Source organism: Alteromonas sp. M12 (assembly GCF_037478005.1).
GTDB classification, from domain to species: domain Bacteria; phylum Pseudomonadota; class Gammaproteobacteria; order Enterobacterales; family Alteromonadaceae; genus Aliiglaciecola; species Aliiglaciecola lipolytica_A.
Genome location: NZ_CP144164.1, coordinates 1,964,129 through 1,985,473 on the forward strand (window position 1 = coordinate 1,964,129; position 21,345 = coordinate 1,985,473).

The window sequence follows — 21,345 nt, forward strand, 5'->3', positions numbered from 1 at the left end:
CGGACTCACTAAGCAGAAAGATTTTAAAGGTAACGCCAAGAGGCAGTGACCTAGTGTTAAAAACCTTCGGGTAACGACACTGAACGTTCTTTAACAATTTGCAACAAGACAATCTGTGTGGGCACTCATTATAAGAGTGCTTACCAAAAAAAGTTCATATTTCGAAAGAAGTTTAATTGAAGAGTTTGATCATGGCTCAGATTGAACGCTGGCGGCAGGCCTAACACATGCAAGTCGAACGGTAACATTTCTAGCTTGCTAGAAGATGACGAGTGGCGGACGGGTGAGTAATACTTAGGAACATGCCTTTGTGTGGGGGATAACTATTGGAAACGATAGCTAATACCGCATAACGTCTACGGACCAAAGGGGGCTTTCGGGCTCTCGCGCAAAGAGTGGCCTAAGTGAGATTAGCTAGTTGGTGAGGTAAAGGCTCACCAAGGCGACGATCTCTAGCTGTTCTGAGAGGAAGATCAGCCACACTGGAACTGAGACACGGTCCAGACTCCTACGGGAGGCAGCAGTGGGGAATATTGCACAATGGGGGAAACCCTGATGCAGCCATGCCGCGTGTGTGAAGAAGGCCTTCGGGTTGTAAAGCACTTTCAGTTGTGAGGAAAGGTTAGTAGTTAATACCTGCTAGCTATGACGTTAGCAACAGAAGAAGCACCGGCTAACTCCGTGCCAGCAGCCGCGGTAATACGGAGGGTGCGAGCGTTAATCGGAATTACTGGGCGTAAAGCGCACGCAGGCGGTTTGTTAAGCTAGATGTGAAAGCCCCGGGCTCAACCTGGGAATAGCATTTAGAACTGGCAGACTAGAGTCTTGGAGAGGGGAGTGGAATTCCAGGTGTAGCGGTGAAATGCGTAGATATCTGGAGGAACATCAGTGGCGAAGGCGACTCCCTGGCCAAAGACTGACGCTCATGTGCGAAAGTGTGGGTAGCGAACAGGATTAGATACCCTGGTAGTCCACACCGTAAACGCTGTCTACTAGCTGTTTGTGTATTATATACGTGAGTAGCGAAGCTAACGCGCTAAGTAGACCGCCTGGGGAGTACGGCCGCAAGGTTAAAACTCAAATGAATTTGACGGGGCCCGCACAAGCGGTGGAGCATGTGGTTTAATTCGATGCAACGCGAAGAACCTTACCTACTCTTGACATCCAGAAAATTTGGCAGAGATGCCTCAGTGCCTTCGGGAATTCTGAGACAGGTGCTGCATGGCTGTCGTCAGCTCGTGTCGTGAGATGTTGGGTTAAGTCCCGCAACGAGCGCAACCCTTGTCCTTAGTTGCCAGCATTTAGTTGGGCACTCTAAGGAGACTGCCGGTGACAAACCGGAGGAAGGTGGGGACGACGTCAAGTCATCATGGCCCTTACGAGTAGGGCTACACACGTGCTACAATGGCGAGTACAGAGGGAAGCGAACTTGCGAGAGTAAGCGGATCCCTTAAAGCTCGTCGTAGTCCGGATTGGAGTCTGCAACTCGACTCCATGAAGTCGGAATCGCTAGTAATCGCAAATCAGAATGTTGCGGTGAATACGTTCCCGGGCCTTGTACACACCGCCCGTCACACCATGGGAGTGGGATGCAAAAGAAGTAGTTAGTCTAACCTTCGGGAGGACGATTACCACTTTGTGTTTCATGACTGGGGTGAAGTCGTAACAAGGTAACCCTAGGGGAACCTGGGGTTGGATCACCTCCTTACACTATAGGTATCACTTTTGTGATGCAGTGTTCACACAGATTGTTTTGTTGTTAATGTGAAGAATAGGCAAGAGTCCTAATCAATAAAAGTTATTGATTAGGGTTTTTTAAACCTTAAGACGCGGCGCGAAGCGCCAAGTCAATGTTCTTTAACAATTTGGAAAGCTGATAAAAGTAATCAAAAATAAAGAGTAATAATTGAAGAGCAATCTTCGAGCGTACTCTATCTGATTTTGTGATTAGTACTTGTCACGCATACACGAGCTCTTTAATGAGCACCTATGATTTGTGAATAAAAAGGCGCAAATCAAACCAAGGTAACCGTTAATCATTCATGTCTTTAACGGGATAACGAAGGTGTTTGGGGTTGTATGGTTAAGTGACTAAGCGTATACGGTGGATGCCTAGGCAGTTAGAGGCGATGAAGGACGTGTAAGTCTGCGAAAAGCTGTGGTGAGTTGACAAAACGCATTTGAGCCACAGATGTCCGAATGGGGGAACCCAGTGCATTTATGCACTATCTGCAACTGAATACATAGGTTGTAGAGGCAAACGAGGGGAACTGAAACATCTAAGTACCCTTAGGAAAAGAAATCAATTGAGATTCCCCTAGTAGCGGCGAGCGAACGGGGAGCAGCCGAGTAATTATGACGTAGTGGAATGTGTTGGAAAGCACAACGGTACAGGGTGATAGTCCCGTACACTAAGCGTTATTTTTGCCATATTAAGTAGGTCGGGACACGTGTTATCCTGACTGAAGATGGGGGGACCATCCTCCAAGGCTAAATACTCCTAACTGACCGATAGTGAACCAGTACCGTGAGGGAAAGGCGAAAAGAACCCCTGTGAGGGGAGTGAAATAGAACCTGAAACCGTATACGTACAAGCAGTGGGAGCAGACTTGTTCTGTGACTGCGTACCTTTTGTATAATGGGTCAGCGACTTATATTTTGTAGCAAGGTTAACCGTATAGGGAAGCCGTAGTGAAAGCGAGGGTTAACTGCCCGTTTAGTTGCAAGGTATAGACCCGAAACCCGGTGATCTAGCCATGGGCAGGTTGAAGGTTGAGTAACATCAACTGGAGGACCGAACCCACTGACGTTGAAAAGTCAGGGGATGACCTGTGGCTGGGGGTGAAAGGCCAATCAAACCGGGAGATAGCTGGTTCTCCCCGAAAGCTATTTAGGTAGCGCCTCGGACGAACACCATTGGGGGTAGAGCACTGTTAAGGCTAGGGGGTCATCCCGACTTACCAACCCTTTGCAAACTCCGAATACCAATGAGTGATATCCGGGAGACACACGGCGGGTGCTAACGTCCGTCGTGAAGAGGGAAACAACCCAGACCGCCAGCTAAGGTCCCAAAATATTGCTAAGTGGGAAACGATGTGTGGGAAGGCTAAGACAGCTAGGAGGTTGGCTTAGAAGCAGCCACCCTTTAAAGAAAGCGTAATAGCTCACTAGTCGAGTCGGCCTGCGCGGAAGATGTAACGGGGCTAAGCAATATACCGAAGCTGCGGATGTTTACTTTGTAAACATGGTAGGGGAGCGTTGTGTAAGTGGCTGAAGGTAAGCTGTGAGGCTTGCTGGACATATCACAAGTGCGAATGCTGACATGAGTAACGATAATGGGGGTGAAAAACCCCCACGCCGGAAGACCAAGGTTTCCTGTCCCATGCTAATCAGGGCAGGGTAAGTCGGCCCCTAAGGCGAGGCAGAGATGCGTAGTCGATGGGAAACGGATTAATATTTCCGTACTTGGTATATCAGTGAAGGGGGGACGGAGAAGGCTAGGCAAGCTTGGTGTTGGTTATCCAAGTGAAAGTGCGTAGGGCGTTGAATTAGGTAAATCCGGTTCAACACTAACCTGAGACACGAGACGAGTCACCAAAGGTGACGAAGTTGTTGATGCCATGCTTCCAGGAAAATCCTCTAAACTTATGGTATATCGAACCGTACCCCAAACCGACACAGGTGGTCAGGTAGAGAATACTAAGGCGCTTGAGAGAACTCGGGTGAAGGAACTCGGCAAAATCGTACCGTAACTTCGGGAGAAGGTACGCCCTTGTTTGTGATGGAACTTGCTTCCTAAGCGAACGAGGGCCGCAGTGAAAAGGTGGCTGGAACTGTTTATTAAAAACACAGCACTGTGCTAAATCGAAAGATGACGTATACGGTGTGACGCCTGCCCGGTGCCGGAAGGTTAATTGATGGGGTTAGCGCAAGCGAAGCTCTTGATCGAAGCCCCGGTAAACGGCGGCCGTAACTATAACGGTCCTAAGGTAGCGAAATTCCTTGTCGGGTAAGTTCCGACCTGCACGAATGGCGTAATCATGGCCACGCTGTCTCCACCCGAGACTCAGTGAAATTGAAATCGCAGTGAAGATGCTGTGTACCCGCACCTAGACGGAAAGACCCCGTGAACCTTTACTACAGCTTGGCACTGAACATTGAATCTACATGTGTAGAATAGGTGGGAGGCTTTGAAGCACAGTCGCTAGATTGTGTGGAGCCGCCTTTGAAATACCACCCTTGTATATTTGATGTTCTAACATTGGTCCCTTATCGGGATTGTGGACAGTGTCTGGTGGGTAGTTTGACTGGGGCGGTCTCCTCCCAAAGAGTAACGGAGGAGCACGAAGGTTAGCTAATCACGGTCGGACATCGTGAGGTTAGTGCAATGGCATAAGCTAGCTTAACTGCGAGACAGACACGTCGAGCAGGTACGAAAGTAGGTCATAGTGATCCGGTGGTTCTGTATGGAAGGGCCATCGCTCAACGGATAAAAGGTACTCCGGGGATAACAGGCTGATACCGCCCAAGAGTTCATATCGACGGCGGTGTTTGGCACCTCGATGTCGGCTCATCACATCCTGGGGCTGAAGTCGGTCCCAAGGGTATGGCTGTTCGCCATTTAAAGTGGTACGCGAGCTGGGTTTAGAACGTCGTGAGACAGTTCGGTCCCTATCTGGTGTGGGCGTTGGATGATTGAGGGGAGCTGCTCCTAGTACGAGAGGACCGGAGTGGACGAACCGCTGGTGTTCGGGTTGTCATGCCAATGGCATTGCCCGGTAGCTACGTTCGGAATCGATAACCGCTGAAAGCATCTAAGCGGGAAGCGAGCCCCAAGATGAGTCATCCCTGACAGTTTAACTGTCCTAAAGGGTTGTTGAAGACTACGACGTAGATAGGCAGGATGTGGAAGCGTTGTGAGGCGTTAAGCTAACCTGTACTAATTGCCCGTGAGGCTTAACCATACAACACCCAAATGTCTTCGTAAGAAGCATGGTGTTGTAAGAGTGACAAGACAACACAAAATTAGCTCGATAGAGCACAGAGTACGCAGACTCTTTGATTACACAGCTTCCAAGTTTGTTAAAAACGACATGTTTATTAACAAGGTGAGGACATACCTAAACGAATGTAGGTAATGATAGTCATCTTGCGCAAATGTCATCTTGAAAAGATGAGTTTGCACGATTTATGTCTGGCGACCTTAGCGACACGGTACCACCTGATCCCATCTCGAACTCAGAAGTGAAACGTGTTAGCGGCGATGGTAGTGTGGGGTTTCCCCATGTGAGAGTAGCACATCGCCAGACTCCCATTTAGAGAAAGGGCTATCCGAAAGGGTAGCCCTTTTTTGCATTTGTGACTTTAAAACATAGACAATATGAAATACATGTTGTGGATAGCCCTTACTCTAAAGCGCTGCCGCGCGAAATCTACTCCGCAGTCAACCGTCACAAAGTGGATTCCCAGCCTCAAGCACAGCTTGAGTCGTTCAAACGGCTGGAGCGATGCTCCAGAGAGCCCCGTTTTCACCCCCATGTGAGAGTAGCACATTGTCCCTTGCCGGAACGGGACTCCCATTAGAAGAAAGGCTACCTATTTAGGTAGCCTTTTTTTATGCCTGCGATTTACCTAACGAAGCACCTTTATGAGCATCGAGATAGGTAGCATTCCTTCTAAGCGCTGCCGCGCAAGAACTATTAACAGGGAAACCTAACCCATCGGTGTGTTATGCAATGCCTGTCCCTGTAATAAACTGCTAGGTGTCACACATCCATGTGGCTACCTCCAGCCTGACATCCATGTCGGTCGTGCACTCGGGCGGAACTGCGTTCCTAAAACATCCTCGCTTACCCCCATGTGAGAACAAAGAAACGCGCAAACCTGTAGCACGGGCTTCAGCCCGTGGAATGTTGATTTACCTAACGAAGCACCTTTATGAGCATCGAGATAGGTAGCATTCCTTCTAAACGCTACCGCGCAAGAAATATCCCGCAGAGAAACCTAACCCAGCGAGTGTCATGCAATAGCTGTTCATGTAATAGGCATCTAGGTGTTAACCGTCCCTGGTGCTTCGTCCAGCCTCGCATCCATGCGAGTCGTTCAGTCGGCTAACGTTGCTGCGCAACTAAGAACAGCCTCCTTCACCCCCATGTGAGAGAAAATGCATTTACAACTCCGTAGCGCGGGCTTCAGCCCGTGGAATCTAAATTTAACGCTACCATTGGCTTAAAGTAATCTGTTTTTCCATCTATGTTTAAAAATTGTTCATACTATTTCTAATAAGTGATGAGAATATTAACTGGCAGCTTACTTTAAAGGTAACAATTGTCGATCAAAGCTGATTAAGCCTATTAATTTTAGCTTGTTTGCATTACTATTTGGCGCTTCTAAAATAGGATTTATTGGAGTTTTAAAATGCAAGATCATAGTTTTGAAAAAGACCCTTTTAGCTGGACATATTTATTAGTGGCCCTTGTTGTCTTATTGGCACTTCCTCTTTTACCTGCTATCGCTGGTTGGCTAACGTTTTACCTTTAATCCCAATAATTAAGCGAGCCACTAAGAGGAAGTCTGTGTCAGCTGAATATATAAAATCAATCGTTAAAACCGTCCCTGATTATCCAAAACCAGGAATTTTGTTCCGTGATGTTACCTCAGTATTGGAAGACCATACCGCTTTTTCAAGCAGTATTGCTTTACTACTAGAAAAGTTTGCACCACTAAAATTTGATAAAATTGCTGGAACTGAAGCTAGAGGGTTCTTGTTTGGCGCGCCTCTAGCAATAGAAATGGGGATAGGCTTTATTCCGGTTCGTAAGCCGAATAAGTTACCTCGGGAAACCATTTCTGAATCATACGAACTGGAATATGGGATGGATACGTTAGAAATTCATTCTGATGCAATTAAGCCTGGTGAAAAAGTATTGATGATAGATGATCTGCTCGCTACAGGCGGGACTATGGTTGCTACTGCCAATTTGATTAGAAAACTTGGTGGAATAGTTGAACATGCTGGCTTTATCATTTCTCTTCCTGACTTGGGTGGCGAAGCTAAACTAAATGAGCATGGCGTTCAATGTCATGCTTTATGCGATTTTGATGGTGAATAACGTCTAATGGCTTATCAGGTACTTGCTCGTAAATGGCGTCCTAATCGATTTTCTGAATTGGTTGGCCAAGAGCACGTTGTTACAGCGATCTCAAACGCATTAGATAATAATAGACTGCATCACGCTTACCTGTTTACGGGGACGCGAGGAGTTGGTAAAACAACAATTGCACGAATATTTTCTAAAAGCTTAAATTGTGAAACTGGTTTAAGCGCTAATCCTTGTGGTAAGTGTCATACTTGCTTGGATATTGAAAATGGCAGTTTTGTTGATCTGTTGGAAATTGATGCAGCATCAAGAACAAAAGTTGAAGATACGCGCGAGCTTCTCGACAATGTTCAATACAAACCAACACGTGGACAGTTTAAGGTTTATTTAATAGATGAAGTGCATATGTTGTCTAAACATAGCTTCAATGCACTTTTAAAAACCCTTGAAGAGCCGCCTCCACATGTGAAGTTTTTGCTCGCAACCACCGATCCACAAAAATTACCTGTGACCATACTGTCTCGTTGTTTACAGTTCAATTTAAAAGCGTTATCACGGGATCAAATTACTCAGCAGTTAAGTTATATACTTAAAGAAGAGAATATCTTTAGCGAGCCTCAGGCATTATCGCAATTGGCTCGAGCTGCGCAAGGAAGCATGAGAGATGCTTTAAGTTTGACAGATCAAGCCATCGCTCAAGGTGATGGCAAAGTATCAAATGTCATAGTTACCGATATGCTAGGCCTAATGGATAAAGGCCAAATAATCAAACTACTGCATACTGTTTTTAGTAATGAGCCGGCACAAGTCATGGCGCAAATAGAAACAATGTCGCAACAATCAGTAAATTATGAACAGGTGTTATCAGAGCTAATGAGTTTGCTACATCAAGTTGCTCTGACTCAATTCGTACCAGAAGCTTGTAAGCTCGAAACCGTAGCAGCACGGGCTGTATACCAATTAGCTAAAATGATGCCGCCTGAGCAAGTTCAATTAGCGTATCAAATTGCCTTGCAGGGCAAAAAAGACATAAGCCATGCTGCAGATGCTCGCATAGGTTTAGAAATGACGCTTTTACGTATGTTAGCATTCAACCCTTCGCCGATTTCTTTGACGATTGATGAAACTAACAGTTTGACCACAAAAGCCAGTACATCATCGATTCCCATTCATAGTGATACTGGAGAAAAAAAAACGGTTGAAAAAGCTGAGTTTAATGGAAACGAAATAGAACAAACTCTTGTTGAACAACAAAGTGATATTATCCGTCAAGCCAATTCCTTAGTGGGAGCCCAAGCAAGAGGTTCTGAACGTTCAAATGCAAATGATTTACATCAGGAAATCCAAGCAACTAAGGTTGATAATGTTGCTCAAAATCCTGTAGATATGGATTCTCAGAAGAACCATGAGAACCAACAAAATTACGAAAATTCCGATGTTTACCATCAGGAATATTTTGAACAGCAGAGCAATTTAGCAGATTTCCATGCGGACAACACTGCTCAAAATTCAGATACAAATGAAGTTAATAATTTACCTAAGGCGGAACAACAGATTTCGCCAACTGAACTAAGCCACAATGATATTGCTGTTCAGACTAATTCGTTATCAGCAACTGAAAGTCTCATTGCTCTAAAAGATAGACTTTCTAAGTTAGAAGTGGCTTCGGATGAAGAAGAGAAAAAGGAAGTAAAGTCTACAGATGATTTTCTACCTTCGCGCTTCAAGCCTCAGTCAAATAATATAATTGAAGACTCTGCAGTCATTGAAAAAAGCCAAGATATTTCAGAACAAGAAATAGATGCTCAAAATCAGATTGGTACACAAATTACAAATTCTGAAAACTCAGAGACGCAATTTAACCCTAGCAACGAAATTATTCCAATAGAATCTGATTCTGATAGCCATATTGATTTATCCGAACAGGCGGTTAGCCCTGACGTTTTAGCAGACGAAGATGCAAAATCACAAGCTAGTATTGATAGTGATTATGCTGAACAACAACACAATCAGGATACTCCACCCTGGCTACGTGAAACTGCAGCAAATTCACAAAGTATTACAGACACTGAGCAAGTCGCTGTAAATGACGAGGAAATACAAGAAGAGTTCGATCCAATGGCTCATCTTAATGAACCTGTAGAAGTGAATGTGGATTTTGACGTGCCAGCATTTCTAGAAAATGGCGAAAAGGTAATACATTCCAGTCAGTTAGATACTTGGAGTCAATTAATCGAACAAATGCAGGTCACCGCGTTAACTAAGCAATTAGCGCTGCACTCGTCTTATGAAAAAAATGATAACCTTGTGACCTTGAAGTTGTTAGATTCGAAACTACATTTAGATACTGATACAGCTAGAAGTCAGTTACAACAGGCTTTAAGTGAACTTTTTCAGCAACAAATTGAATTACGTATTGAGCATTGTCAGCCAATAAGTACACCATTTGCAGTGCAGCAAACCATTAATCAGGTAAGAATGCAGCATGCAAAAAATGTTGCTGAAACGAATCCTGAAATAAATAGGATTAAAAATATATTTTCTGCGCAGGTGATAGAGTCTAGTATCAAGCCTCGCTAATTTAATTTACCAATAAAGAGAGAGTGTTATGTTTAAAGGTGGTATGGGTAATATCATGAAGCAAGCGCAGCAAATGCAAGAGCGCATGCAAAAATCACAGGAAGAATTAGCGACAATTGAAGTCACCGGAGAATCTGGTGCTGGCCTAGTTAAAGTTACCATGACTTGTAATCATAATGTCAGACGAGTAGATATCGATCCATCTTTAATGGAAGACGATAAAGAGATGATTGAAGATCTTGTTGCCGCTGCGATTAATGATGCTGTACGTCGTGTTCAAGAAACAACTAAAGAGAAAATGGGTGATGTAACAGGGGGAATGCCCCTACCTCCTGGCTTCAAGATGCCGTTTTAAGAAGAAATAGATGCAATATAGCCCCCTCATTACTGAACTGATAGACGCATTAACTCACTTACCCGGCGTAGGTAAGAAGAGTGCTCAGCGTATGGCGTTTCATTTGTTAGAGCGTAATAGAGAAGGGGCTTTGCAACTGAGTCAAGTACTGCATAATGCGATGGAGCACATCCAACACTGTCAGTCTTGTCGAACCTTTACAGAAGCTAGCTTGTGTTCAATTTGCAGTGATCCTGCTCGAGAAGAGTCTGGACAACTGTGTATTGTTGAGTCTCCGCAAGACGTACTTGCTGTTGAGCAAACCTCAGAGTTTAAAGGACGCTATTTTGTTTTAATGGGGCATTTGTCACCTATTGATGGAATTGGACCTAATGAAATTGGCTTGAATGAGCTTGAAGTTTTACTCAAATCAAACAAATTTAAAGAGGTTATTTTAGCCACAAACCCTACAGTGGAAGGTGAGGCTACAGCTCACTTTATCGCTCAAATGTGCAAATCCAATGAAATTTCTGCCACACGGTTGGCGCATGGAATGCCTGTAGGCGGAGAACTTGAGTATGTAGACGGTAATACTTTGATGCACGCATTTACCGGCAGAAGAGTTATTTAAATTAATCACTTTACTTAACACCACCCGCGTTTGAACAGTTTACTTTAATTGCGCAAATAGCATCCAATTTTTAAATCTTCGTTCTAATTTTTTAATAATTATTGATAATAAATTGTTTTGTTTGCTTGAAAAGAAAGTAAACGACCTTATCTCCTAAGCCTAGAAGCAAAACGGTTTATAGGAGAAATTTGTTTATGGCTGAAACAGCTCACCAAGAAACTCATGGTTTTCAAACTGAAGTAAAGCAATTACTTCAATTGATGATTCATTCACTTTATTCCAACAAAGAAATATTCCTTCGTGAATTGGTTTCAAATGCTGCTGATGCTGCAGATAAATTGAGATTTAAAGTACTTTCTGATCCTTCATTATATGAAAATGACAGTGATCTTTGCGTTAAGCTCAGTGCAGATAAAGAAGCCGGAACCATTACAATTTCAGACAATGGAATTGGAATGAACAAAGAAGACGTTATTGAACATCTTGGTACAATCGCCAAATCTGGTACCAAAGAGTTCTTTAATAATTTATCTGGAGACCAGTCAAAAGACTCGCAGCTAATTGGTCAATTCGGAGTTGGTTTCTATTCTGCTTTTATCGTTGCTGATAACGTCATTGTACGCAGCCGTGCGGCAGGTGACAGTGCAGATAAAGGTGTTGAATGGCAATCTGCCGGTGAAGGCGAATTTACTGTTAAAGATATCGAAAAGGCAGATCGCGGGACGGAAATCATTCTGCATTTGCGCGATGAAGAAAAAGAGTATGCGGATGACTGGCGACTACGCTCAATCGTTACTAAGTACTCTGAACACATTGGTATTCCAGTTAAAATGTGGAAAGAAGAAGTTGCAGAGTCTGAAGGCCCTGATGGCGAAAAAATTCCTGCTCAACCTGGAGAATGGGAAGCCGTCAATAAAGCCAGCGCACTGTGGACTCGAGATAAGTCAGAAATAAGTGATGAAGAATATAACGAGTTCTATAAACATGTTTCTCACGATTTCACCGATCCTTTACTGCATTCCCACAACAAAGTTGAAGGTAAAACTGAATACACCAGTTTACTGTATATTCCTTCAAAAGCGCCGTTTGATATGTGGAACCGCGATCAGAATCATGGCTTAAAATTATATGTTCAACGTGTATTCATTATGGATGACGCAGAACAGTTTATGCCAGTTTACCTGCGTTTCGTTAAAGGCTTGTTAGATTCAAACGATTTACCTCTAAATGTTTCTCGTGAAATTCTGCAAGATAACAAAATAACTCAGGCTATTCGTCAAGGTTGTACAAAACGCGTTCTGCAAATGCTTGAGCGTCTGGCTAAAAATGATGCTGAAAAATATCAGTTATTCTGGAAAGAGTTTGGTAGTGTCTTAAAAGAAGGCCCTGCAGAAGATCATGCAAACAAAGAAAAAATTGCTGGTTTGCTGCGCTTTGCATCCACTCACAATGACAGTGATGCGCAAACAGTATCATTGGAAGACTATATTGGCCGCATGAAAGAAGGTCAGGAAAAAATATACTTCATTACTGCAGATAGTTACCAAGCAGCTAAATCTAGCCCACACTTAGAGATTTTCCGTAAAAAAGGAATTGAAGTACTGTTAATGGGTGATCGCATTGATGAATGGTTGATGTCTCATTTAACTGAATTCAATGAAAAATCATTCCAGTCTGTAGCACGTGGTGCACTTGATCTTGGTGATTTAGAAGATGAAGAAAGCAAAAAAGAACAAGAGCAAGCTGAAAAAGAAGTTGAAGGCGTATTAGAACGCGTGAAAACTGCTCTAGGCGATAAAGTCGTTGACGTTAAATTTACTCATCGACTAACTGATTCGCCTGCTTGTATCGTAACTGATGAGCAGGGTATGTCTACGCAAATGATTAAACTGATGCAGGCTGCGGGACAACCTGTACCTGAAGCAAAATATCATTTTGAATTGAATCCCGAGCATCAATTGGTGAAATTACTTGCTGATTTACAGGATGAAGGTCAGTTTGGGCAATGGGTTGATGTGTTATACGATCAAGCTGCGTTGTCAGAGCAGGGAAGTCTTAAAGACCCTGCGAGTTTTGTCCAAAACTTGAATAAGCTATTGATTGATCTAGCCAAGTAAATTTTAGATAAAGTGCAAGCAAGCTAAATGCGTTTGCTTGGTTTTCTAGAATAGTAAGCGTTTGAAAAATCCGGTGAGAGTTTCTCATCGGATTTTTTATGTTTGAAGGATTAGAAAGGCATTACACGGGATTAGTTGCCAATGAATAGATGGTAAAATTCTATTCGCCGCACTATTCTAAGTGACAAATAAAAATAACCAAGGTTGAACAGTGTCTGACAATATTACTAGTAGTCAACAAGCTCCTGATGGAGGCACAAATTTAACAACACCAACGGCGGTGAAATCGTTGCATTGGCTGTTAATATTAGCCGTATTTTATACGCTATATTTTGCGCAATCTTTATTGATCCCTTTGGTTTTTACAGTGTTAACAGCGTTATTGTTGAGTCCTTTGGTCACTCTGTTTAAAAAAGTACATATTCCGCGTCCCATCTCTGCAGTTGTGCTGCTAGTGATGTTAGTGGCTCCTTTTAGCTTTTTAGGAGCGCAACTTGCTGAACCTGCACAAAAATGGGCACAGTTAGTTCCAAAGCTTTCTGTTCAATTGAGTGAACAGATTGACAGTATGAGTGAAGCGTTTTCAAAACACGAAACCCTTGCTAAAAAACAAGTCGATGAAAATAACGAAAAGAGTGGTTTTAGTTTTTTTGGCTGGTTTGAAGAAGAAACACCCGAACCCACTCCAAACCTTGAACAAAATGTAGTTAAAGAACATATTAAACAAGGCAGCATCGAGATGTTGCTGTCTGTTTTAGGAGCGACACCAACGTTTATCGGTCAGCTTCTGGCAAGTCTTATATTGATTTTATTTTTACTCATTTTTGGACCGTCTTTGTTTACCGTTTTTATAGAAGATTTCCCAATTGTTAAAAACAAAAAACGAACCGTGTTTTTAGTGACTAAAATTCAACAAACGTTATCGAAGTATATAGTGACGATTAGTATCATCAACTCTGCGTTAGGATTATCTACCGCCGCTATCCTACATTTTTTAGGCGTTCAAGATGCATTGCTGTGGGGCTCCTTAGTGGCTTTGCTCAATTTTGTACCTTATGTAGGCTCTCTCATCAGTCTGATTATTTTGTGCTTGGCTGGTACCGTGCAATTTGGCTTTGAGTTAATCGCTTTAATGCCAAGTGCTGTGTTTTTAATTTTGAATATTGTTGAGTCACAATTTATTACTCCGGCGATTTTAGGACGTAATATGCAAGTAAATCCCTTGGTTATTATTCTATGGTTACTGATGTTGGGGTGGTTATGGGGGATCCTAGGCGTGTTACTAGCAGTGCCAATCCTCGTTTGTATTAAACTGACTATTGCGCAAATTGGTGTATTGCCGCATTGGCTCAAACTAATTGAAGCAAAAGGTTAAAATTCAACCATTTAGCTCCCGGAACTAGAAGCAATTGAAAAATTTACATACTTATATCTAATTTTTATAAGACTTTAGGGGGAGTCTGCTTTGATATTCTTGTATACCAGCAAATGAATGTGTAAAGTTGCGGTTGGATTGAATTTTAACTATGAGAGGACACGGCATGCGCATTATTCTACTAGGCGCGCCTGGTGCTGGCAAAGGCACACAAGCCCAGTTTCTAATGGGTAAGTATGGGATTCCACAGATCTCTACAGGCGATATGCTCAGAGCAGCTATAAAAGCAGGTACCGAGCTTGGTCTTGCTGCAAAAAAAGTCATGGATGAAGGGAAACTTGTTTCCGATGAACTGATAATAGGGTTAGTAAAGGAACGTATTACCCAACCGGATTGCGAACGCGGCTTTTTATTGGACGGCTTTCCTCGCACTATTCCGCAAGCCGATGCCATGAAGCAAGCAGGTATTAAAGTCGATTTTTGTATCGAATTTGATGTAGCTGATGATGTAATCGTCGAAAGAATGGCTGGTCGACGTGTTCACCCTGGTTCAGGCCGTGTTTATCATGTTTCATATAATCCGCCAAAAAACGAAGGTAAGGACGATGTGACGGGTGAAGAACTCGTTATACGACCTGATGATGAAGAGCAAACTGTACGTAAACGTTTGACTGTTTATCATGAACAGACTAAGCCGTTAATTGATTATTATTCAACTGAAGCCCAGGCGGGCAACTGTGAATACATTAAAATCGATGGTACCCAAGCAGTTGAAACGGTAAGTAGCCAGTTAGCTGAAAAGTTAGGGTAATCCCGCACTGGAAACTCTATGCAAATAGTTTAGACTAAAGCCCACAATATTGTGGGCTTTTTAATTTAGGATGCGATATGAGCACACCGATAACAGCTTTTTACGCTGGTCTTTTAGGGATAACTTTCTTTTATCTTTCTATCTTAGTAATAAAACAGCGGCGAGGTCGCAAAGTAAGTTTAGGTGATGGTGGTGATAGCCATTTCCTAGGTATCATCAGAGCACATGGTAACTTTGCTGAATATGTACCTTTAATACTTGTTTTGTTGTTGGTGGCAGAGCTTAATCAAGGTAATCATCTTATTCTTCATGCAATAGGTTCATTATTATTACTAGGTCGAATAATTCATGCCTACGGATTGCGTCATCACACTGGCGTTAGTTGGCAACGGTTGTGGGGCATGTTAATGACGTTTGCATCACTTGTTGGTGCGTCAGTACTGAATATCCTGGCGTTATATTAATTGATACAAAAGTCATCAGGTTTTTATTGGTGAAGAAGACAAAAAACGGCGTCCGAGGACGCCGTTTTAAATTATCAATAGTAACTAACTATTCAGGTTTATTTTCTATATAGTTGTTAGTTTTGCTACCTATTTCAATTTTTCTAGGCTTTTTCGCTTCAGGAATCACGCGTTCGAGTTCTATATGCAGCAGACCATTTTGCATATCCGCTGTTAATACTTTCACGTGATCTCCAAGTTGAAATTTTCTTTCGAAATTTCGCTCGGAAATACCTTTGTGAAGGAACTTACGATCGCTTTCTTTTCCTGGCAGCGTACCAGAGACTTTCAAGGTATTTTCCTGAGTCTCAATGGTTATATTTTCTTGGGAAAATCCTGCCACTGCCATAGTAATTCGATACTTGTCTTCTTCTAACAACTCGATATTGTATGGAGGGTAGGTTGTTTGTTTTTCACTTTGTGAAGCGGCATCAATCATAGATGCTAAGTGATCAAAACCAATAAAAGAACGATAAAGTGGTGATAAGTCGATGTTACGCATAGTCATATCCTCGCTATTAAGCAATATGTTTAAATTTTCAAATTGTGCCCCGAGTATTCGGCGGCGTTTTTATTTGTCGACCCTTTCGGCGTCGACAATATAAATATGTGGTGGAGGAATAGATTTTCAATGAAAAAAATTTAAAAAAATAAAAATAATTTATAACTCATTGATTTATATTAATTTAAATTTAATAAATTTCTGTTTGTTTTGGGTAGATAATAATTATCTTTATCAAAAGAGGCGATCACTTTTGTGGCTTTACCTTGTAATTCCTGTTCACTAACTAAGCCAATATAACGGGAGTCAACACTGTTATTACGGTTGTCACCCATCACAAAATAGTACCCCACTGGAATTTCAATATTGTTAAAATTGTCTTTACTGTGAGGAACGGCTACAAATTGCACCAAATGTTTTTTGCCCAATAGATCTTCTTGATAAAAATCCCGTTGTTGTTGACTTGTATAGGCTAATATTCGGCCGTTAATTATTAATTGGTTATTGACCATTGAAATATGATCTCCGGGTATTCCTACAATGCGTTTTACCAATCTTTCTTGTGCAACTTTCGAGTTAAAAGTTACTATATCCCCTCGTTCTGGTGCGCCTGTTTGAATTAAAGGGATATCTGTAAAGGGTAATTCTATGCGATAGGCCATTTTGTTAACTAAAATGCGATCACCTACTTCGATGGTGGGTAACATCGAACCAGAAGGCACATGATACCAATCGGCTAAACTACTTCGTGATGCAAACATGAGAAAAATAAACAGTAAGAATCCCCAATTCTGCTTACATACACCCACTAACTTTTGTTTTATCATCATCATATTCCTAAGTGATAGTCCGTTGTAATACTACTGATTGTCTTATTAGATAACCGTGAATTTCATAGTTCAAACTTAGTATGTAAATATTTATGTCGTAAAAGTAGCGAGTTAAATGTGACTAGTTAGATGGCAAAAGCTAATTATTTAAGGAAAAATCCACAGCAGCTAAAGCATGAATATCCGTGGTGTTGTAGAGCGGAATGTCAGTATCATTTTGATTGATTAAAAGCGCAATCTCAGTGCAACCTAGAATAATTGCTTGTGCACCTTGTTGATACATCTTTTGTATAATATTAAGGTAGTTTTTTCGTGACGATGAGTTAATTTTTCCCAAGCATAGTTCATCGTAAATGACTTGATGCACAAAATCTCTATCTGATTGTTCAGGGATTAATGCCTCGATTGCGAATTTGTCTTGTATTCTTTGGCGATAAAAATCTTGTTCCATCGTAAAGCTTGTACCCAATAATCCTACTTTTTGGATCTTGTCTGAGACCAACTCTTTCGCCGTTGCGTCGGCAATATGTATAAGCGGGAGTTTTGTCGCTTGTTCAACCTTATCAGCGACTTTATGCATAGTATTGGTACAAATCACTACACATTCAGCCCCCGCCAGTTCAAGTCCACGAGCTGCATCGGCTAGAAGTTCAGCCAATTCTTGCCACTTTTGCAGATGTTGTAAGCGTTCAATTTGTGCAAAATCAACACTGTGCAGGATGAGTTTTGCAGAATGAAAACCACCTAAACGCAATTTTACTTGTCGATTAATCACTTGGTAATAACTTACAGTTGATTCCCAGCTCATACCGCCGATTAAACCAATTGTGCGCATTGTGAATACCCCTTATTAGATTTGACGAAAACAATTAAATTGGCATTAATCTATTAAGTAATACTCAATGGTGGAAACCACCCTTACTTGTTTAATATGTGGTGTATTACTGTCCCTATCGGAAATACTAAACTGACCTTGTCTGGCTTGCTTTATTTTTCCTAATTGGCTATTGCTGTCAGCCGCAAATTTTTCGGCTACTTCACGGGCTTTTTGAGTGGCATCCTCAATCATATTAGGCTTTATTTGATTTAATCCCGAATACAAAAACTGAGTTTGGTTTTCATAACTATTGCCATTAAGCACTAGGCCTCGTTTACCTAACTCTAATAACTTGGTTTGTGCTTGCAGCACAGTGTCAATCTTTTCACTGTACACAGTGAATGTTTGGTTTGCAGTAAAGCGAGTATCATTGGGATTGTAGCTTCCGTAGTTTTGCGCTTTTTTGTCATTAATCGTGGGAGTTGATGCGCTTATCTCTTCTTCTGAAAAATTATTTTCTAATAAAAACTGCTCAACGATGCTTTGTTGAATTTCGAGTTGCTTGTACAAATCCGCTAGATCATCACTGATCACACTATATTGAATAGGCCAAATGGCAGTGTCGGCAGGTACTTCATGTTCTGATAAGCCTTTTACTGTGATAGTACGTTCGAAGGCTCGAAAGCGCTCAACAGATTGTTCTAAGAAATAGCCTAAAATTGCGCTACTAATGATTAAAGCAGCACTAAATATCAAAGTGGCACGAGAAGTTTGCATGATTTAGTCGTCCTTTCATTTGGATGAAACTCAAAGCTGTTAGGAGATTATTCTAACAACAAGTAGATAAAATAACTTGAACTTTAAAGACGCGAGATTTGGCGGCAGAAACGCGGGATATGTAGAGATAAAACTGTGTTTGGCTTGGCAATGTGATGCCAAGCCATACACTATACTTATTTTTTGTTGTGGCGAGACTTCAAGATGTCAACCACATCGCTCAATGACAGATCCGAAGCATGTAATAAAACAATTAAATGATAGAGTAAGTCTGCGGATTCATTTTTCAATTCTTGCAAATCTTTGACTGTTGCAGCTAGGGCTGTTTCAACGCCTTCTTCGCCAACTTTCTGGGCAATACGTTTAATGCCTTTGTTGTACAAGCTCGCAGTATAACTGGACTCGGGATCGGCTGTTTTTCTTGCCGCCAAGATGGTTTCAAGTTCGGCAATGAAGGTAAAGTCTGCACTTTCGCTGGATGCCCAGCAAGATTCTGTACCTAAATGACACGTGGGCCCGTTTGGTGTTACCAAAGCGAGGATTGAATCTTTGTCACAATCAGCAGTTAATTCTACTAAGTCCAAAGTATGGCCGGAAGTTTCCCCCTTGGTCCATAAGCGCTGTTTTGAGCGACTAAAAAATGTGACGTGACCACTATCTAAAGTTGTCATCACCGCCGCTTGGTCCATATAACCTTGCATTAATACTTTGCCACTTACTGCGTTTTGCACAATGCATGGGATTAAACCTTGCATTTTATCCCAGCTTAACTGGTCTATTGTTTGTTGATTGATAATCATCGAGTTCTCTGTTTTTTCAGTTGCGCTGCTAGGGTGTCATTTGCACAAAATCTTCGCGAATGACCACGCCTTGTGCACGTAAAAAGTCTTTTAATTCTGGAATTGGGATAATGCCTTTATGGAAAACTGAGGCAGCTAAAGCACCATCAACATCGGCTTGTTTGAAAACATCGTAAAAATGGTGTTTTTCACCTGCACCGCCAGAGGCAATTAATGGCACTTTACAGACCTTACGCACAAGGCTTAATTGCGCGATATCATATCCTTGACGAACACCATCTTGATTCATACAGTTAAGCACAATTTCACCTGCGCCGCGTTGTTGCACTTCTTCTACCCAGTCAGCTGTTAAGCGTCCAGTATTTTGCGTGCGCTTTTCGTCACCGGTAAATTGATAAACTTCGTATTGTTGGCTTTGTTCATTGAAGTAACTGTCAATACCGATAACAACACATTGCTGACCATAGGTATCATGTAATCGTGTGATCAATTCTGGATCGGCTAGAGCGGGGGAGTTGACAGATATTTTATCCGCTCCCATTTCTAAAATACGTCCCGCATCTTCTACTGATTTGATGCCTCCAGCCACGCAAAACGGAATGTCTATTACTTGTGCTATTCGGCTTACCCAACTTTTATCGACAACTCGTTGGTCACTGGATGCGGTAATATCATAAAATACTAACTCATCGGCACCTTGCTGTGCGTACTGCTCAGCTAATGGCACTATGTCACCAATTATTTCGTGATTGCGAAACTTAACACCTTTGACTACTTTGCCATCTCGGACATCTAAACAGGGAATTATTCTCCTTGCCAACATTGGATAGCCTCCTTAAGGGTAAACTTACCTTCTAAAAGCGCTCGCCCTAAGATCACACCATCAACATGACTAGGTTTTAATGCTTCAATGTCTGCCAATGAACCTATACCACCAGAAGCCTGCCAAATTACATTTGGGAAACGCTGTTTCATTTCTGTATATAACTGGTGATTGGCCCCTTGTAGGGTGCCGTCTCGACTGATGTCAGTGCACAACACATGTTTGGCTCCGACACTTAAAAAGTCATCTAGCAACCCTTCTAGTGCAACTCCAGAGCTTTCTTGCCAACCGTGGGTGGCAATAAATTTATTGCCGTTTTCATCGATATTGACGTCTAATGCTAAAACAATGGCTTCTGGTCCATATTTAGTCACCCACTGTTTAACTACTGCTGGTTGTTTAACTGCTAATGAGCCAATTACAATGCGTTTAACTCCAATTTCCAGCAGTTGCGCAACATCCGCTTCAGAACGAATACCACCACCGGCTTGAAACTGCATACGTTGAGTATCAACCATACGCTTGATTAATTCGAGTTGACGTTTGCTTGTATCTTTTGCGCCAGTTAAATCGACAATATGCAACCATTTTGCCCCTTGATCAGCGTAGCTATGAACAACGTCAACAGGATCAAGTTTGTATTGGGTTTTTTGATCGTAATCGCCTTGATATAAACGCACAACCGCACCGTCAATTAAATCTATTGCTGGAATAATCATAAGTTTAAAAAGTTCTCCAGTAGGGTAGCTCCGGCATCTCCAGAACGTTCTGGGTGGAATTGCACACCATAAAAGTTGTCTCTATGTATTGCCGCAGAAAAAGGCATTCCGTATTGGCTAGCAGCCAAAGTATGGGAGTAAACATCTACCGCAAAGCTGTGTACAAAATAAAAATAAGTTCCTTGCGGAATTCCTTTAAATATTGAGTTTTGTTCAACTGCGTCCACCGTATTCCAACCCATATGAGGTAAGCGTAAATCACCTACTTGCATGCGTTTTACTTGCCCAGGTATTAAATTTAAGCAAGGGGTATTTCCAAGGTCGCTTTGATGGGCTTTTTCCTGGGAATCGGTAACCATTAATTGCATCCCTAAACAAACCCCCAAAACAGGTTGAGTCAGAGATTGAATGCAACTAGCTAGTTGCTTGTTTGCAATGCTTTCCATCGCCGCATTAGCACTACCAACACCAGGCAAAATAAGTTTGTCTGCAGCACCGATAATAGCTGGATCATCCGATACTGTTACATTTTGCGTCAACCTTTGCAGTGCAAATTTTACCGAAGAGATATTTGCACACCCAGTATTAATAATAACGGTGTTTTGTGAAGAACTTGCCACTGACAT

At 42.1% G+C, this 21,345-nt stretch carries 17 protein-coding genes and 3 rRNA genes; 12 read left to right on the plus strand and 8 right to left on the minus strand.

The annotated features are described in order from the left end of the window. Nucleotides 1-173 precede the first annotated feature (173 nt). The 12 genes from VUI23_RS08465 to VUI23_RS08520 all read left to right on the plus strand — a co-directional run bounded on the left by VUI23_RS08465 (nucleotide 174) and on the right by VUI23_RS08520 (nucleotide 15,412). A 16S ribosomal RNA gene (locus tag VUI23_RS08465) occupies nucleotides 174-1,708 on the plus strand. A gap of 373 nt (nucleotides 1,709-2,081) precedes the next feature. Then, a 23S ribosomal RNA gene (locus VUI23_RS08470) occupies nucleotides 2,082-4,964 on the plus strand. 229 nt (nucleotides 4,965-5,193) lie between these two features. After that, nucleotides 5,194-5,309 (plus strand): 5S ribosomal RNA (gene rrf, locus VUI23_RS08475). The 16S, 23S and 5S rRNA genes sit together here, the layout of an rRNA operon. A 1,108-nt stretch (nucleotides 5,310-6,417) precedes the next feature. Beyond that, nucleotides 6,418-6,540, plus strand: a complete 123-nt coding sequence (locus VUI23_RS08480) for a hypothetical protein (RefSeq protein WP_289847863.1) — start codon at nucleotides 6,418-6,420, stop codon at nucleotides 6,538-6,540. Nucleotides 6,541-6,575: 35 nt separating this feature from the next. Next, nucleotides 6,576-7,112 (plus strand): adenine phosphoribosyltransferase, encoded by a 537-nt coding sequence (apt, locus tag VUI23_RS08485; RefSeq protein WP_216047345.1) that lies wholly within the window; start codon nucleotides 6,576-6,578, stop codon nucleotides 7,110-7,112. A 6-nt stretch (nucleotides 7,113-7,118) separates the two neighbouring features. Beyond that, entirely contained in the window at nucleotides 7,119-9,680 is a 2,562-nt protein-coding gene (dnaX, locus tag VUI23_RS08490; protein WP_342807782.1) for a DNA polymerase III subunit gamma/tau, read from the plus strand. A gap of 28 nt (nucleotides 9,681-9,708) precedes the next feature. Next, nucleotides 9,709-10,035, plus strand: a complete 327-nt coding sequence (locus tag VUI23_RS08495) for a YbaB/EbfC family nucleoid-associated protein (protein WP_216047343.1) — start codon at nucleotides 9,709-9,711, stop codon at nucleotides 10,033-10,035. Nucleotides 10,036-10,045: 10 nt separating this feature from the next. Continuing rightward, nucleotides 10,046-10,645, plus strand: a complete 600-nt coding sequence (gene recR, locus VUI23_RS08500; protein ID WP_342807783.1) for a recombination mediator RecR — start codon at nucleotides 10,046-10,048, stop codon at nucleotides 10,643-10,645. Between the two features lie 194 nt (nucleotides 10,646-10,839). Continuing rightward, nucleotides 10,840-12,762, plus strand: coding sequence for a molecular chaperone HtpG (htpG, locus tag VUI23_RS08505; RefSeq protein WP_342807784.1), 1,923 nt, complete (start codon nucleotides 10,840-10,842; stop codon nucleotides 12,760-12,762). 211 nt (nucleotides 12,763-12,973) lie between these two features. Further along, the gene (locus VUI23_RS08510) at nucleotides 12,974-14,137 is read left to right on the plus strand and encodes an AI-2E family transporter (protein WP_342807786.1); all 1,164 of its coding nucleotides are present in this window, start codon (nucleotides 12,974-12,976) and stop codon (nucleotides 14,135-14,137) included. Between the two features lie 166 nt (nucleotides 14,138-14,303). Continuing rightward, on the plus strand, nucleotides 14,304-14,948 hold the full coding sequence (gene adk / locus VUI23_RS08515) for an adenylate kinase (protein WP_342807788.1): 645 nt from the start codon (nucleotides 14,304-14,306) through the stop codon (nucleotides 14,946-14,948). A gap of 77 nt (nucleotides 14,949-15,025) precedes the next feature. Continuing rightward, nucleotides 15,026-15,412 carry an MAPEG family protein gene (locus tag VUI23_RS08520; protein WP_303501072.1) on the plus strand — a complete coding sequence of 129 codons (387 nt, stop codon included), beginning with the start codon at nucleotides 15,026-15,028 and terminating at the stop codon, nucleotides 15,410-15,412. 88 nt (nucleotides 15,413-15,500) lie between these two features. Here the strand turns inward: VUI23_RS08520 and VUI23_RS08525 are convergent, their stop codons facing one another. The 8 genes from VUI23_RS08525 to hisH all read right to left on the minus strand — a co-directional run bounded on the left by VUI23_RS08525 (nucleotide 15,501) and on the right by hisH (nucleotide 21,345). After that, nucleotides 15,501-15,953 carry an Hsp20 family protein gene (locus tag VUI23_RS08525; protein WP_216047338.1) on the minus strand — a complete coding sequence of 151 codons (453 nt, stop codon included), beginning with the start codon at nucleotides 15,951-15,953 and terminating at the stop codon, nucleotides 15,501-15,503. Nucleotides 15,954-16,132: 179 nt separating this feature from the next. After that, complete coding sequence (lepB, locus tag VUI23_RS08530; RefSeq protein ID WP_216047337.1) at nucleotides 16,133-16,780, minus strand: signal peptidase I; 648 nt, start codon at nucleotides 16,778-16,780, stop codon at nucleotides 16,133-16,135. 142 nt (nucleotides 16,781-16,922) lie between these two features. Beyond that, on the minus strand, nucleotides 16,923-17,618 hold the full coding sequence (locus VUI23_RS08535; RefSeq protein WP_342807790.1) for an aspartate/glutamate racemase family protein: 696 nt from the start codon (nucleotides 17,616-17,618) through the stop codon (nucleotides 16,923-16,925). A 45-nt stretch (nucleotides 17,619-17,663) separates the two neighbouring features. After that, complete coding sequence (locus VUI23_RS08540) at nucleotides 17,664-18,377, minus strand: SIMPL domain-containing protein (RefSeq protein ID WP_216047335.1); 714 nt, start codon at nucleotides 18,375-18,377, stop codon at nucleotides 17,664-17,666. Nucleotides 18,378-18,553: 176 nt separating this feature from the next. Beyond that, nucleotides 18,554-19,177, minus strand: a complete 624-nt coding sequence (hisIE, locus tag VUI23_RS08545; protein WP_342807792.1) for a bifunctional phosphoribosyl-AMP cyclohydrolase/phosphoribosyl-ATP diphosphatase HisIE — start codon at nucleotides 19,175-19,177, stop codon at nucleotides 18,554-18,556. Between the two features lie 28 nt (nucleotides 19,178-19,205). Next, nucleotides 19,206-20,000 (minus strand): imidazole glycerol phosphate synthase subunit HisF, encoded by a 795-nt coding sequence (hisF, locus tag VUI23_RS08550; RefSeq protein ID WP_216047333.1) that lies wholly within the window; start codon nucleotides 19,998-20,000, stop codon nucleotides 19,206-19,208. Next, entirely contained in the window at nucleotides 19,982-20,719 is a 738-nt protein-coding gene (gene hisA, locus VUI23_RS08555) for a 1-(5-phosphoribosyl)-5-[(5-phosphoribosylamino)methylideneamino]imidazole-4-carboxamide isomerase (protein ID WP_303501076.1), read from the minus strand. The genes hisF and hisA overlap by 19 nt, the downstream gene beginning before the upstream one ends. Further along, nucleotides 20,716-21,345, minus strand: a complete 630-nt coding sequence (hisH, locus tag VUI23_RS08560) for an imidazole glycerol phosphate synthase subunit HisH (RefSeq protein ID WP_216047331.1) — start codon at nucleotides 21,343-21,345, stop codon at nucleotides 20,716-20,718. Before hisH ends, hisA begins: the two co-directional genes overlap by 4 nt.

Bases quoted from the DNA above. Each gene is read 5' to 3' on its own strand.
- VUI23_RS08480 (WP_289847863.1), top strand. From the start codon at position 6,418: ATGCAAGATCATAGTTTTGAAAAAGACCCTTTTAGCTGGACATATTTA.
- dnaX (WP_342807782.1), top strand. From the start codon at position 7,119: ATGGCTTATCAGGTACTTGCTCGTAAATGGCGTCCTAATCGATTTTCT.
- VUI23_RS08495 (WP_216047343.1), top strand. From the start codon at position 9,709: ATGTTTAAAGGTGGTATGGGTAATATCATGAAGCAAGCGCAGCAAATG.
- recR (WP_342807783.1), top strand. From the start codon at position 10,046: ATGCAATATAGCCCCCTCATTACTGAACTGATAGACGCATTAACTCAC.
- htpG (WP_342807784.1), top strand. From the start codon at position 10,840: ATGGCTGAAACAGCTCACCAAGAAACTCATGGTTTTCAAACTGAAGTA.
- adk (WP_342807788.1), top strand. From the start codon at position 14,304: ATGCGCATTATTCTACTAGGCGCGCCTGGTGCTGGCAAAGGCACACAA.
- VUI23_RS08520 (WP_303501072.1), top strand. From the start codon at position 15,026: ATGAGCACACCGATAACAGCTTTTTACGCTGGTCTTTTAGGGATAACT.
- VUI23_RS08525 (WP_216047338.1), bottom strand. From the start codon at position 15,953: ATGCGTAACATCGACTTATCACCACTTTATCGTTCTTTTATTGGTTTT.
- lepB (WP_216047337.1), bottom strand. From the start codon at position 16,780: ATGATAAAACAAAAGTTAGTGGGTGTATGTAAGCAGAATTGGGGATTC.
- VUI23_RS08535 (WP_342807790.1), bottom strand. From the start codon at position 17,618: ATGCGCACAATTGGTTTAATCGGCGGTATGAGCTGGGAATCAACTGTA.
- VUI23_RS08540 (WP_216047335.1), bottom strand. From the start codon at position 18,377: ATGCAAACTTCTCGTGCCACTTTGATATTTAGTGCTGCTTTAATCATT.
- hisIE (WP_342807792.1), bottom strand. From the start codon at position 19,177: ATGATTATCAATCAACAAACAATAGACCAGTTAAGCTGGGATAAAATG.
- hisF (WP_216047333.1), bottom strand. From the start codon at position 20,000: ATGTTGGCAAGGAGAATAATTCCCTGTTTAGATGTCCGAGATGGCAAA.
- hisA (WP_303501076.1), bottom strand. From the start codon at position 20,719: ATGATTATTCCAGCAATAGATTTAATTGACGGTGCGGTTGTGCGTTTA.
- hisH (WP_216047331.1), bottom strand. From the start codon at position 21,345: ATGTCAGTGGCAAGTTCTTCACAAAACACCGTTATTATTAATACTGGG.